Genomic DNA, 13,661 nt, shown 5'->3' with positions numbered 1-13,661 from the left:
CAGTCGTTCCCACGGGGTGAACCGGCGCCGGACTTCAGCGGTTAATTCTGCCAGACGGGCTGACGGGTACTGGAACGTACCCCGCTGACCAGCTATTCCCGGCGCGGAAGGGCCCCCGGGCACGCCGGGAAGGCCCTTCCGCAGGCCGGGACTCAGTCGTCTTCGCCGCCACCGAGGGCGGTCTTCGACACCTGCATCAGGAACTCGGTGTTCGTCTTCGTCTTGCGCAGCCGCGAGATCAGCAGGTCGATGGCCTGCTGCGAGTCGAGCGCGTGCAGCACCCGGCTCAGCTTCACGGTCACGGCGAGCTCGTCCGGGTTCAGCAGCAGCTCGTCCTTGCGGGTACCGGACGGGTTGACGTCGACGGCCGGGAACACCCGGCGCTCGGCGATCTTCCGGTCGAGCTTGAGCTCCGCGTTACCGGTGCCCTTGAACTCTTCGAAGATGACCGTGTCCATCGTCGAGCCGGTCTCGACCATCGCCGTGGCGAAGATGGTCAGCGAGCCGCCGTTCTCGATGTTGCGCGCCGCGCCGAGGAACCGCTTCGGCGGGTAGAGAGCGGTCGAGTCGACACCACCGGACAGGATCCGGCCGGACGCCGGAGCCGCCAGGTTGTAGGCCCGGCCCAGGCGGGTGATCGAGTCGAGCAGCACGACGACGTCGTGGCCCATCTCGACCAGGCGCTTGGCCCGCTCGATCGACAGCTCCGCGACCGAGGTGTGGTCGGCCGGCGGCCGGTCGAAGGTCGAGGCGATGACCTCGCCCTTCACCGAGCGCTGCATGTCGGTGACCTCTTCCGGACGCTCGTCGACCAGGACGACCATCAGGTGGCACTCGGGGTTGTTCGTGGAGATCGCGTTCGCGATGTCCTGCATGATCGTGGTCTTACCGGCCTTCGGCGGCGACACGATCAGGGCGCGCTGCCCCTTGCCGACCGGCATGATCAGGTCGATCACGCGGGTGGTGAGCTTGTGCGACTCGGTCTCGAGGCGCAGCCGCTCGTTCGGGTACAGCGGGGTCAGCTTGGTGAAGTCGGGGCGGCGCTTGGCCTCGTCCGGCTCCAGGCCGTTGATCGAGTCGACGCGCACCAGCGGGTTGAACTTCTGCCGCTGCTGCTCGCCGTCACGCGGCTGCCGCACGACGCCGGTGATGGCGTCACCGCGGCGCAGACCGTACTTGCGGACCAGCGACAGCGAGACGTACACGTCGTTCGGGCCGGCGAGGTAGCCGGAGGTCCGCACGAACGCGTAGTTGTCGAGCACGTCCAGGATGCCCGCCACGGGCAGCAGGACGTCGTCGTCGCGGATCTCGGTGTCCGGCGAACCGCCCTCGCGCTGGCCGCCACCGCTGCCCCGGCGACGGCGATCGCGGAAGCGACGGCCGCGACGGCCGCCTTCCTCGTCGTCGTCCGGCTGCTGGTTGCGGTTGTCCTGGCCGCCGCGGTTGCCGTCCTGCTGGTTGTTGCGCTGGCGGTTGCCGTCCTGACGGCCGTCCCCGCGGTTGCCGTCCTGGCGGTTGTCCCCGCGGTTGTCGTTGCGGTTGTCGCCGCGGTTGCCACCGCCCTGGCGCTGCTGGTCGCGGTTGCGGTCGCCCTGCTGGCGGTCGCCGCCCTGACCCTGCTGGCGGTCACCGCCCTGCTGACGGTCGCCCTGGCCCGGCTGGCGATCGCCACCCTGACCCTGCTGGGTGTCGGGCGATCCGGCGGCCCGGTTGGACCCGCGGCGACGGCGGCTGCGGCCACCCTCCTCGGACTGGCCGTCCTGCGGGGTGTCCTGCCGGTCCTGCTGCGGGCGCTCGGCCTGCGGCGGGGCGTCCGACGGCGCGGACGCGGGCGCCTCGGCCTTCGGCTCCGGCTTGGTCTCCGCCGGAGCGGCGGGCGCCTCGGCCTTCGCCTTGGGGGCCGCCTTGGGCGGCTCGCCGACGCCTTCCAGCGGCAACGTCTCGGCCGCCGCACGCGGCTTGCGGGACTTGCCCTGGCGCTCACGGATCGCGGCGATCAGATCGCCCTTGCGCATGCCCGTCGTCTCGCCGACGCCGAGCTCCCCAGCCAGCGAACGCAGTTCGGCGACGGTCTTACCGGTCAGCCCGCCGACCGCCCGCTTGGGAGCGGGGGCCGTGCCGTTCGAACCGGCCGTGTCGCTACCCACGTCGCTCAAAAGATCGGTGTTGCTCACACATGTCCTTCCTGACCGATCCACGCCTCCAGGCGGATCAGCGGACTGCCGCTCGCTTCTGATCGCGAACCGGCGTAATTGCCCCCCGATACGCGAGATGAGCTCTTCGGCCGTGCGGAACACAGCTGGAGCGCCTCCACCACAGGGGTTTGCGTCCTCCATTCGGAGGACACGGAATTCGGCACCGCCGAGACCGGAAACCCGCCTGCGTCCCTCCGCGTTACCCCGCGTGCCAGGCGGTGCGGATTCGGCGGATCGACGAAGGATGCGATCCGGGGGAATCCCCGGGACCGGCATCGGGTGCGGAAACGCACGGTGATCGAACGCCCCCGAGGGTAGACCGCAGCGGTGCCGGGTGCAACAACCACCCCCCGCGTGGCGGGCGTGGCGGCGGGCACGTGACCCACCCTTTACTGAGCCGCAACCTGCACGCCCGCAAGATCCACGGGCAGCTCGAAGACGTCGAAGCCCTCAACGCCCACCTCCGGCGGAAGTATTCCCGTGGTGGTCAGGGCGAGCACCGTGGGACCGGCGCCGGAAACCGCGGCGGCCACTCCGTGTGCACGGAGCGTCGCCACCAGCTCCGTGCTCGCCGGGTACGCGGGGGCGCGGTAGCCCTGGTGCAGGCGGTCTTCGGTGGCCGGGAGCAGGAGTTCGGGCCGCGCCGTGAGCGCGTGGACGGCGAGCGCGGCGCGGCCGGCGTTGTGCGCGGCGTCGGCGTGCGGCACGACCGCCGGCAGCAGGCCGCGCGTGGTCGCGGTGGCCGAGCGGACCGACGGCACGGCCAGGACCGGCCGGATCGACGGGTGCGGCGTGAGCCGCTCGGCGTGGAAGCGGCCGGCGTCGCACCAGGCCAGGATCAGGCCACCGAGCAGGCTGGCGGCGGCGTTGTCGGCGTGGCCTTCGAACCCGGCGGCCAGCTGCAGCGCTTCGGACGCGTCGAGTTCCCGGCCGGCGAGGGCGTACCCGGCGGCCACCCCGGAGACCACCGCGGCCGCGGACGAGCCGAGGCCGCGCGCGTGCGGGATGGCGTTGGAGCAGCGCAGGTGCAGGCCGGGCAGCTCGACGCCGAGGTGCTCGCAGGTAGCGCGGATGGCCCGCACGACCAGGTGGGTCTCGTCGGTCGGGACGTCCGCCACGCCCCCGGCGCCGGCGTCCTCCACCTCGACCTTGAGCCCGGAGCCGGCGACCCGCACTTCGACGACGTCGTAGAGGCTCAGCGCCATCCCGAAGGCGTCGAAGCCCGGCCCGAGGTTCGCCGTGGACGCGGGAACGGTGACCGTGAAGGCGCTCACCGCAGGTCCAGCGCCGCCGCGACCGCCGAGGGGTCCACGGCGAGGGGTTCGACCTCGACGTTGCCCGCCAGCGCCGTCTGCGGGTCCTTCAGGCCGTGTCCGGTGACCGTGCAGACGACCCGGGAGCCGCGCGGGAGCCGGCCGTCGGCGGCCGTGGCCAGCAGGCCCGCCACGCTGGTGGCCGACGCCGGCTCGACGAAGACGCCTTCGCGGCCGGCCAGCAGCCGGTAGGCCTCGAGGATCTTCTCGTCGGTGACGGCTTCGAAGAGCCCGTCCGACGCCTCCTTGGCCTTCACGGCGGCGGTCCAGGACGCCGGGCTGCCGATCCGGATCGCCGTCGCGATCGTGTCCGGGTCGCGCACCGGCTCGCCGTGCACCAGCGGCGCCGCACCGGCCGCCTGGAAGCCGAACATCCGCGGCGTGTTCTTCACCACACCGTCGGCCGCGTACTCCGAATACCCCGCCCAGTAGGCGGTGATGTTCCCCGCGTTGCCGACCGGCAGGCAGTGGATGTCCGGGGCCGTGCCGAGCACGTCGCAGATTTCGAAGGCCGCGGTCTTCTGGCCGGCGATGCGCACCGGGTTGACCGAGTTGACCAGGGTGACCGGGTAGTCGGCCGCGGTCTTGCGGGCGAGTTCGAGGCAGTCGTCGAAGTTGCCGTCGACCTGCAGGATCCGCGCGCCGTGCAGGACGGCCTGGGCGAGCTTGCCCATGGCGATCTTGCCCTGCGGCACCAGCACGGCGCAGGTGAGCCCGGCGCGGGCGGCGTAGGCCGCCGCCGAGGCGGACGTGTTGCCGGTCGACGCGCAGATCACCGCCTTGAGACCGCTGGCCAGCGCGTGCGTGATGGCCACGGTCATCCCGCGGTCCTTGAACGAGCCGGTCGGGTTGGCGCCCTCGACCTTGAGGTACACCTCGCAGCCGGTCAGCTCGGACAGGTGGTGGGCGGGCAGCAGCGGCGTGTTGCCCTCCCCGAGCGTGACGACCCGCGCCCCGTCCGGGACCGGGACGCGGTCCCGGTACGCCTCGATGAGCCCGGGCCAGGGGTGCCTGATCACTGGTCTTCGCCTTCCACGCGCATGACGCTGACAACTTCGTGCACGACGTCCAGCCGGCTGATCTCGTCCACAGTGGACTGGAGGGCCGCGTCGGGCGCCTGGTGCGTCACCACGACCAGGCTCGCGCGGTCGCCGACGTCGCTCTGGCGCACCGCCGCGATGCTGACGCCGTGGTCGGCGAACGCCTGCGCCACCTGGGCGAGCACGCCGGCGCGGTCGGCGACGGACAGGCTGACGTGGTACCGGGTCGGCGTCTGCCCCATCGGCCGCACCGGCAGGGCCGCGTGCGCGGATTCGCGCGGGCCGCGGCCGCCGACGACCCGGTTGCGGGCCACCGCGACGAGGTCGCCGAGCACCGCGCTCGCGGTCGGCGCACCGCCCGCGCCCTGGCCGTAGAACATCAGCTCACCGGCCGAGTCGGCCTCGACGTAGACGGCGTTGAACGCGCCGCCGACCCCCGCGAGCTGGTGGCTGCGCGGGATCATCACCGGGTGCACGCGGGCGGACACCGACTCGACGCCGTCGTCGTCGATGACCCGCTCGCAGATGGCCAGCAGCTTCACCGTGCGCCCGAGCCCCCGGGCCGCCGCGAGGTCGGAGGCGGTGACGTCGGCGATGCCCTCGCGGTGCACGTCCGACGCCGTCACCCGGGTGTGGAAGGCGAGGGAGGCGAGGATCGCGGCCTTCGAGGCGGCGTCGTAGCCGTCGACGTCGGCGGTCGGGTCGGCCTCGGCGTACCCGAGCCGGCTGGCCTCGTCGAGCGTCTCGGCGTAGCCGGCGCCGGTGGAGTCCATCGCCGAGAGGATGTAGTTCGTGGTGCCGTTGACGATGCCCATCACGCGGGTGATCCGGTCGCCCGCGAGGGATTCGCGCAACGGCCGCAGCAGCGGGATGGCCCCGGCCACCGCGGCCTCGAAGTAGAGGTCGGCGCCCGCGGCGTCGGCCGCCTCGAACAGGTCCGCGGAGTGCTCGGCCAGCAGCGCCTTGTTCGCCGTGACCACCGACTTCCCGGCCTTCAGCGCGGCGAGCAGCCAGCCGCGCACCGGCTCGATCCCGCCGACCAGCTCGACGACGACGTCGACGTCGTCGCTGGTCACGAGCTTCTCGGCGTCGGCGGTCAGCAGCTCCGGTGGCAGCTCGGGGTGCTTGTCCGGGCGGCGGACGGCGATGCCGGCCAGCTCGACCGGCGCGCCGGCCCGCGCGGCCAGCTCCCCCGCCTGCTCGGTGAGCAGCCGGGCGACCTCGCCGCCGACCGTCCCGCAGCCCAGCAGCGCGACCCGGATCGGACGTCGTTCGGCTGCGGGCAGTTCGGAAGCAGACACGGTGTTTCAGACCTCCAGGCGCAGCATGTCGTCGGTCGTCTCCCGCCGCAGCAGCAGCCGTGAGCTGCCGTTGCGCACCGCGACCACGGCCGGACGCGGCATCCGGTTGTACGTGCTCGCCATCGAGTAGCAGTACGCGCCGGTCGCCGCGACCGCCAGCAGGTCGCCGGGAGCCAGCGTGTCGGGCAGCCAGCAGTCTCGTACGACGATGTCGCCGGACTCACAGTGTTTTCCCACGACCCGGGACAACACGGCCGGCACCGGCTGATCGTTGTCGGCCGCGGAGCGGGAAACCAGCCGGACGTCGTAGACCGCGTCGTAGAGCGCGGTGCGGATGTTGTCGCTCATCCCGCCGTCGACGCTGACGTACCGCCGCGCCGACTCGTCGCCGAGCGAGACGTCCTTGATGGTGCCGACCTCGTAGAGCGTGATCGTGCCCGGACCGGCGATCGCGCGGCCCGGCTCGCCGGCGATCCGCGGCACCGGCAGGCCGGCGTAGGCGCACTCCTTGCGGACGATCTCGCGGATCTGCGTGATCATCTGGGCGGGCGGCGGCGGGTTGTCCTTCTCGGTGTAGGCGATGCCGAAGCCGCCGCCGAGGTCGACCAGGCTCAGCTGGTCGAGCAGCTCGGGGCCGTGCTCCTTGGCCAGGTCGGCGAGCAGCCCGACGACGCGGCGGGCGGCGACCTCGAAGCCGTCGGCGTCGAAGATCTGCGAGCCGATGTGGCTGTGCAGGCCGACGAGCTTGAGCGAACGCGCGTTGAGCACCCGGCGCACCGCCTCGGCGGCGTCGCCGGAAGCCAGCGAGAAGCCGAACTTCTGGTCCTCGTGGGCGGTCGCGATGAACTCGTGCGTGTGCGCCTCGACGCCGACGGTCACCCGGATCAGCACGGACTGCACGACGTCGTGGCGGGCGGCGATGTCGGCCAGCCGCGCGATCTCGAAGGAGGAGTCGAGCACGACCGTGCCGACCCCGGCGACGACCGCGGCTTCCAGCTCGGCGGGCGACTTGTTGTTGCCGTGGAAGGTGATCCGCTCGGCCGGGAAGGCCGCGCGCTGCGCCACGGCGAGCTCGCCGCCGCTGCAGACGTCCAGGCTCAGCCCCTGCTCGGCCACCCAGCGGGCGACCTCGATGGACAGGAAGGCCTTGGACGCGTAGTGCACCAGCGACGGGTCGTCGAAGGCCTCGGCGTAGTCCGCGCACCGGGACTTGAAGTCGGCTTCGTCGACGACGAACAGCGGCGTGCCGTGCCGCTCGGCGAGCTCGCGGACGTCGACGCCGGCGATCCGGACGACGCCGTCGGCGGCGCGGAAGGTGTTGCGCGGCCACACTTTCGCGGGCAGCTTGTCGAGTTCCTCGACCCCGGACGGCTGGAGCCCGGAGGTGTCGGCGTGGGTGTGGACGTCGGCGTGCCTGGGGCCCGCGGGGTGCGCCATTTCTTACATCCGTTCCGGTGCGGTGACGCCGAGCAGCGTGAGGCCGTTCGCCAGCACTTGACGGGCCGCCTGGTACATCGCGAGCCGCGAGTACGTCAGCGGAGTCGCCTCTTCGTCGCCCATGGGCAGCACGCGGCTCGAGTTGTAGGATTTGTGGAAGGCGCCCGCGAGTTCTTCGAGGTAACGCGCGATCCGGTGCGGCTCGCGCATATCGGCGGCGCGGCGCACGGTTTCCGGGAACTCGCCGATGGTGCGGATCAGGTCGCCCTCGGCGGCGGAGGTCAGGAGCCCGAAGTCGACGTCCACATCGGACTTGAGGCCGAGGTCGCCGGCCGCCCGCTCGATCGAGCGGATCCGCGAGTGGGCGTACTGGACGTAGTAGACCGGGTTGTCGTTGGAGTGCTTGCGCAGCAGGTCCAGATCGACGTCCAAAGTGGAGTCGACGGAGTACCGGATCAGCTCGTAGCGGGCCGGGTCGACGCCGACGGCCTCGACCAGGTCCTCCATGGTGATCACGGTGCCCGCGCGCTTGGACATCCGGACCGGCTTGCCGTCGCTGACCAGGTTGACCATCTGGCCGATCAGCACCTCGACCGTGCCCGGGTCGTCGCCGAAGGCCGCGGCGGCCGCCTTGAGCCGCGCGGTGTAGCCGTGGTGGTCCGCGCCGAGCATGTAGATGCACAGGTCGAAGCCGCGGTTGCGCTTGTCCTTGAAGTAGGCCAGGTCACCGGCGATGTAGGCCGGGTTGCCGTCCTGCTTGATGACGACGCGGTCCTTGTCGTCGCCGTACTCGGACGACTTCAGCCACCAGGCGCCTTCGTCGAAGTACAGGTTCCCGGAGTCCTTCAGCTGCTGGACGGCGGCGTCGACCGCGCCGGACTCGTGCAGCGAGTTCTCGTGGAAGTAGACGTCGAAGTCGGTGCCGAAGTCGTGCAGGCTCTGCTTGATCTCGGAGAACATCAGGTTGATGCCGATCCGGCGGAACGTCTCGTGACGCTGTTCTTCCGGCAGCGACAGCGCGCTCGGCTCGGCCTTGATGACCTCGGCGGCGATGTCGTTGATGTAGCCGCCCGCGTAGCCGTCCTCCGGCGCGGGCTCGCCCTTCGCGGCGGCGATCAGCGACCGGACGAACCGGTCGATCTGGGCACCGGCGTCGTTGAAGTAGTACTCGCGGGTGACCTCGGCGCCCTGCGCGGCCAGCACCCGGCCCAGCGCGTCGCCGACCGCGGCCCAGCGGGTGCCGCCGAGGTGGATCGGGCCGGTCGGGTTCGCCGAGACGAACTCGAGGTTGATCCGCGTCCCGGTCAGCGCGTCGCCGCGCCCGTAGGCCGCGCCGGCGTCGAGCACCTGGCGCACGATGTCGCCCTGCGCGGCCGCGGCGAGCCGGAAGTTGAGGAAGCCGGGGCCGGCGACCTCGGCCGAGGCGACGCCGTCGTCCGCCGAGACCGCCTCGGCGAGCGCCTCGGCGAAGTCGCGCGGCTTGAGGCCGGCCTTCTTGGCCACCTGCAGGGCGAGGTTCGTCGCGTAATCGCCGTGGTCGGGGTTGCGCGGGCGTTCGATGGTCACCTGCTCCGGCAGCACGGCGTCGTCGATGCCGCGTGCGGCGAGCACCTGCACGGCGGAGCTGCGGACCAGGTCGGCGAGAGCGGCGGGAGTCACTTGCCGAATTCTAGGTGTGCCCAGGTCCGGCGCTTGCAGCGGTCTCGGCCACGTCACGGCCGGGGTGTATGTGAGGTGTTAACGGTAGTCAGACGCGTGGTCTCTACACTGGCCCGGGCGGGAATCCGTCCGCAGCCACCAGAGGGAGAACGCGGGAGCCATGGCGAACGGGACAACTCGGAAAAAGGGGTCGGCGGTGAAGGCGGCCCGTGGTTCCGTGGTGAGCAAGAAGGGCACCCCGTGGGGCACGATCATCGCCGTCGTCGCCATCGTGGCGCTGGCCGCCTCGGTGATCATCTACTACATGGTGCAGTCCGCCCCCAAGCGCGCGCAGGCCGACCGCGAGGCCGCCGCCGCGTCGTTCGCGCCGAGCGCGTCGGACCCGGACCCCTCGAAGCGCATTCCCGGCGTGGTGACCGCGACCTACACCGGCAGCGTGCACGTGCTGCCGACCGAGCGCGTCGCCTACGACAAGACCCCGCCGTTCGGCGGCCCGCACGACCAGACGTGGGCCACCTGCACCGGCACCGTGTACCCGACCGCCGTCCGCACCGAGAACATGGTGCACGCGCTCGAACACGGCGCCGTCTGGATCGCCTACAACCCGCAGCAGATCACGGGTGACGCGGTCAACACGCTGAGCGTCCGCGCCAGGGGCAAGCCGTACACGATGCTGTCGCCCTACCCGGGCCTGGACAAGCCGATCTCGCTGCAGTCGTGGGGCCACCAGCTCAAGCTGGACGACGTCAACGACCCGCGGATCGACGAGTTCATCGCGGCGCTGCGGAGCAACCCGAACGGCGTCTACCCCGAGGTCGGCGCGTCCTGCGACGCGGTCCCGGGCCAGTTCGACCCGGACAACCCGCCGCCGTTCGACGCCTCGAAGCCGGGCCCCGACGCGAAGCCGATGGACTACAAGGGCAGCACCGCCGCGCAGGGTGAGCAGGGCATGCCGCCGTCCGCGCCCGGTTCCGCACCCGCGTCCGCCCCGGCTTCCGCTCCGACGACGAAGTGACCTCCGAAGCCGGCCTCGACACCGACGAGGTCACCGAGCAGCCGACCTGGTCGCGCTGGGTGATCATCGGCGGGACGCTCCTCGCGGTCCTGCTGATCGGCGGGACGGCGGGGATGTTCCTCACCCGCGCCGTCGACGACCCGCCCGCGGCCACCCCGGCCGCCGGCTCGGTCGAGGTCGGCTTCGCCCAGGACATGTCGACGCACCACCTCCAGGCGGTGACGATGGCGGGCATCGCCCGCGACCGCACGACCGACCCGGAGATCAAGCAGCTGTCGTTCGACATCGAGCGCACGCAGCTCGAGCAGGTCGGCCGCATGAAGGGCTGGCTCATGCTGTGGGACCGGCCCGAGCAGCCGATCGGCGCCCCGATGCAGTGGATGACCGAGCCGATGCAGGGCCACAGTGACATGCCGGGAATGTCGATGGCCCCGGCATCGGTCAACCCGGCGGGCGGCCCGCTGATGCCGGGCATGGCGACGGACGAGGACCTGAAGAAGCTGCGCTCCCTGTCGGGCCGCGACTTCGACGTGTTCTTCCTGCAGCTGATGTTGCGCCACCACCAGGGCGGGACCTCGATGGCCGAGTACGCGGCGGCGCATTCGACGCTGCCGGCGTTGAAGGCGCTGGTGAACAGCATTCTGGCGTCGCAGGGCGCGGAAATGGACCAGATCAAGCTGATGCTGTCCGGCCGGGGCGCCCAGCCGCTGCCGGCTTAGCCGGCCGGGCGCTTCGGCGTCACCAGGAGAGTTCCTGGCAGCGGCGGGCGCACTGCGGCGCTTCCACCTGCAGCGTCGCGTGCTCGATCGCGTACCGCGAAGACAGCAGGTTCTGCGCCTCGGTCAGCACGTCCGACTGCTTCGCCGGCGGCGCCAGCGTCAGGTGCGCCGAAGCCACCTCCATGCCGGACGTCAGGGTCCAGACGTGCAGGTCGTGCACGTCGGCCACGCCCGGCAGGGCCGCCAGCTCCGCGTTGATCGCTCCGACGTCGACGCCCTGGGGCGCGTGCTGGAACAGGATGCGCAGCGCCCGGCGGGCCAGCGTCCACGTGCGGGGCAGCACGAACAGCCCGATCGCGACACCGATGATCGGGTCGGCGTAGCGCCAGCCCGTCAGCAGCGTCACCGCGCCGCTGATCAGGACGCCGACCGAGCCGATCAGGTCGGCCAGCACTTCGAGGTACGCGCCGCGGACGTTGAGGCTCTCCTTCGCCCCCGACCGCAGCACGGCGAACGACACCAGGTTGGCCACCAGGCCGGCCGCCGCGACCAGCAGCACCGGCAGGCCCGGGACCGCCGGCGGTTCGCCGATGCGGCCGATGGCCTCGATGAGGACGTATCCCGCGACGCCGAACAGCAGCAGCGCGTTGGCCAGCGCGGCCAGCACCTCCGCGCGGTAGAGCCCGAAGGTGCGGCTGACCGTGGGCCCGCTGCGCCGGGCCAGGATGATCGCGGCCAGCGCCATGCCGACCCCGAGGACGTCGGTGAACATGTGGGCCGCGTCCGAGAGCAGGGCCAGCGAGCCGGTCGTCACGCTGACGACGAACTCGAGCACCATGAACCCGGCGCCGATCCCCAGGGCGATGGCCAGCCGTCGCACGTGGCGCCCCGACGCGCTCGCCGGCGCGATCGAGTGCCCGTGGCCGTGTCCCTGACCCATGCCGCCTCCGTTCCCGGTTCACCGTCGGGTCAAACATATAGTCGGATGCGCATATGTGCAACAGAGGACAGCCTAAGATCACTCACCGGCAAGCTACCGCGCGCGGTGCGAGCCATCCAATCCACCAGGCGGGGTTTCCCGCCAGGCGGACTCGTCACGCTTCGGCGTCGACGATTCGCCCGAGCAGGGCGGCGGTACGGCGGCCCGGCGGGGCTTTCGCACGGTCGCGACGCTGCGCGACACCGGCCGCGCCGGCCACGCCGGCGCCGGCCACCTCGGCACGATCGAGCAGGAGCCCGTCTCGGCGGTTCGCGCGACGATGGAGGTCAACTTCTTCGGCGGTCGCGACGGAGTTCGTCAACAACGTCGGCGTCGACGAGCGGCTCTTCGCCGAGGCCGGGCCGTACGCCGGGTCCCTGCAGAAGGACATCGCCAACGTCACGAAGTCGTTCCAGGGCGCGCAGACCGCCGACGAGGTCGCCGAAGTGATCCTGGACGCGATGACGGCGGAGACGCCCGCCTTCCGCATCCGGACGTCGAAGTGGGCCGAGGAGTTCGCGGCGCTCAAGTTCGCCGACCTGGACGGCGCGGCCGTGCAGCGGTTGACCGGTGGCTGGCTCGCCTAGCGCACCAGCCGGAAGAACCCGCGCACCTGCTCGACGAACAGCCCGGGCTGCTCCAGCGCGGCGAAGTGCCCGCCGACGGGCAGCTGCTCGAACCAGCGCAGGTCGGTGTAGCGCTGCTCGGCTTGCCGCCGCGAAGGCCGCACGATCTCCTTCGGGAACACCGAAATACCGGCCGGAACATCCACAGTGGACAAATCGCGGTCGTTGTTCGCCCAGTACATCCGCGCGGACGAGGCCGCCGTCGCGGTGAACCAGTAGACGGAGATCGCGTCCAGGATGCGCTGCCGGTCGACGGCGTCCTCCGGGCGGCCCTTGTGGTCGGTCCAGGCCCAGAACTTCTCGGCGATCCAGGCGGCCTGGCCGGCGGGCGAGTCGGTGAGGCCGTAGCCGAGGGTCTGCGGGCGGGTGCCCTGCTGGGCGGAGTAGCCGCTGCCGCTCCGCCGGAACTCCTCGAGATCGGCGAGGGCCTGCCGCTCCCCGGGCGTCGGATCGGCGGTGTCCATCCGCACGGGCGCGAAGTTGACGTGCACACCGGCCACGTGACCGGACCGCGCCAGGGCATTGGTGACGGCGGCACCCCAATCGCCGCCCTGGGCGCCGTAGCGGTCGTAGCCGAGCGACGTCATGAGCCGGTCCCACAGTTCGGCCACGTGCCAGATCTTCAGCGCGGGCTTGTCACTCCACCCGAACCCCGGCAGCGACGGCGCGACGACGTGGAAGGCATCGGCGGGATCACCCCCGTGCTTCCCGGGATCGGTGAGCGGCCCGAGGACATCGAGGAACTCCAGCACGGACCCGGGCCAGCCATGGGTGAGCACGAGCGGCAGCGCCTCGGCCACCGGCGACCGGACGTGCAGGAAGTGCAGGCCCACGCCGTCGACGGTGGCCCGAAACTGCGGGAAGGCATTGACCCGGCGGGCGAACCCGAAGTCGTATTCCTCGCCCCAATCCCGGCAGAGCTCACGCACATAGGCGAGCGGAACCCCCTGCGACCAGTCATCGACGGTCTCGGCCTCGGGCCACCGAGTCCGCCGCAGCCGCTCCCGCAGATCGGCGACATCGGCCTCATCGAGAGTTACCTGGAACGGCACGGCCATCTCGGCTCCTTCAGGTGGGCCGCCCACGCTAGCGACGACCCGCCGAATCGATCAACCTCACCGGGGCTGACCAGCGGGATCGCCGGTCCGGCCACCTGCGGGAGGGGGGTCGCGGGGCATGCGCTAAGCTTTCGGAGTCGCCCAGCGATGGGCCCTCGTAGCTCAGGGGATAGAGCACTGCCCTCCGGAGGCAGGTGTCGCAGGTTCGAATCCTGCCGAGGGCACTCCAAGGATGGGAACGAGAGAGACGTCGGACACGACCTCCTCGTTCCCTTTTTTGTGTCCGCGCCCGGGTGGCGCGGGACGACGCGAGCATCCT

At 71.5% G+C, this 13,661-nt stretch carries 12 protein-coding genes and 1 tRNA gene; 4 read left to right on the top strand and 9 right to left on the bottom strand.

Going from position 1 to position 13,661, the window contains the following annotated elements:
• Positions 1–152: 152 nt before the first annotated feature.
• From rho to argS, 6 genes are all read right to left on the bottom strand, one after another.
• Entirely contained in the window at positions 153–2,174 is a 2,022-nt protein-coding gene (rho, locus tag C2L58_RS47750; RefSeq protein WP_103344249.1) for a transcription termination factor Rho, read from the bottom strand.
• A gap of 410 nt (positions 2,175–2,584) precedes the next feature.
• A complete protein-coding gene (gene thrB, locus C2L58_RS47745) occupies positions 2,585–3,469 on the bottom strand; it encodes a homoserine kinase (RefSeq protein ID WP_103344248.1) in 885 nt (294 codons plus the stop codon).
• The gene (gene thrC / locus C2L58_RS47740) at positions 3,466–4,527 is read right to left on the bottom strand and encodes a threonine synthase (protein WP_103344247.1); all 1,062 of its coding nucleotides are present in this window, start codon (positions 4,525–4,527) and stop codon (positions 3,466–3,468) included. Before thrC ends, thrB begins: the two co-directional genes overlap by 4 nt.
• On the bottom strand, positions 4,524–5,849 hold the full coding sequence (locus tag C2L58_RS47735) for a homoserine dehydrogenase (RefSeq protein ID WP_103344246.1): 1,326 nt from the start codon (positions 5,847–5,849) through the stop codon (positions 4,524–4,526). The genes thrC and C2L58_RS47735 overlap by 4 nt, the downstream gene beginning before the upstream one ends.
• A 6-nt stretch (positions 5,850–5,855) precedes the next feature.
• Positions 5,856–7,286, bottom strand: a complete 1,431-nt coding sequence (gene lysA, locus C2L58_RS47730; RefSeq protein WP_103344245.1) for a diaminopimelate decarboxylase — start codon at positions 7,284–7,286, stop codon at positions 5,856–5,858.
• 3 nt (positions 7,287–7,289) lie between these two features.
• Positions 7,290–8,945 (bottom strand): arginine--tRNA ligase, encoded by a 1,656-nt coding sequence (gene argS / locus C2L58_RS47725; RefSeq protein WP_103344244.1) that lies wholly within the window; start codon positions 8,943–8,945, stop codon positions 7,290–7,292.
• Positions 8,946–9,141: 196 nt separating this feature from the next.
• Here argS and C2L58_RS47720 point away from each other — a divergent pair, with 196 nt between their 5' ends.
• Together C2L58_RS47720 and C2L58_RS47715 are read left to right on the top strand one after the other, a co-directional pair.
• Entirely contained in the window at positions 9,142–9,960 is an 819-nt protein-coding gene (locus tag C2L58_RS47720; protein ID WP_103344243.1) for a DUF3105 domain-containing protein, read from the top strand.
• Positions 9,957–10,679: a DUF305 domain-containing protein gene (locus tag C2L58_RS47715; RefSeq protein WP_103344242.1), complete on the top strand. Its 723-nt coding sequence runs from the start codon at positions 9,957–9,959 to the stop codon at positions 10,677–10,679. The genes C2L58_RS47720 and C2L58_RS47715 overlap by 4 nt, the downstream gene beginning before the upstream one ends.
• Positions 10,680–10,698: 19 nt before the next feature.
• On the opposite strand, the gene C2L58_RS47710 is transcribed toward C2L58_RS47715, so the two are convergent.
• Together C2L58_RS47710 and C2L58_RS51210 are read right to left on the bottom strand one after the other, a co-directional pair.
• Positions 10,699–11,619, bottom strand: a complete 921-nt coding sequence (locus C2L58_RS47710; protein WP_103344241.1) for a cation diffusion facilitator family transporter — start codon at positions 11,617–11,619, stop codon at positions 10,699–10,701.
• Between the two features lie 154 nt (positions 11,620–11,773).
• Complete coding sequence (locus C2L58_RS51210; RefSeq protein WP_233226343.1) at positions 11,774–12,061, bottom strand: hypothetical protein; 288 nt, start codon at positions 12,059–12,061, stop codon at positions 11,774–11,776.
• A gap of 43 nt (positions 12,062–12,104) precedes the next feature.
• On the opposite strand from C2L58_RS51210, the gene C2L58_RS51205 reads away from it, so the two are divergent.
• A complete protein-coding gene (locus C2L58_RS51205) occupies positions 12,105–12,245 on the top strand; it encodes a hypothetical protein (RefSeq protein ID WP_233226342.1) in 141 nt (46 codons plus the stop codon).
• Here C2L58_RS51205 and C2L58_RS47700 read toward each other — a convergent pair.
• Positions 12,242–13,342 carry an epoxide hydrolase family protein gene (locus tag C2L58_RS47700; protein ID WP_103344240.1) on the bottom strand — a complete coding sequence of 367 codons (1,101 nt, stop codon included), beginning with the start codon at positions 13,340–13,342 and terminating at the stop codon, positions 12,242–12,244. The two genes, C2L58_RS51205 and C2L58_RS47700, sit on opposite strands and share 4 nt — an antisense overlap.
• Before the next feature lie 151 nt (positions 13,343–13,493).
• Between C2L58_RS47700 and C2L58_RS47695 the strand changes: the two genes are divergently transcribed.
• A tRNA-Arg gene (locus C2L58_RS47695) sits at positions 13,494–13,566 on the top strand.
• Positions 13,567–13,661 lie beyond the last annotated feature (95 nt).

This window comes from Amycolatopsis sp. CA-126428 (genome assembly GCF_002904335.1).
Classification (GTDB): Bacteria; Actinomycetota; Actinomycetes; order Mycobacteriales; family Pseudonocardiaceae; genus Amycolatopsis.
This window is presented reverse-complemented; position numbering and strand designations above follow the sequence as displayed.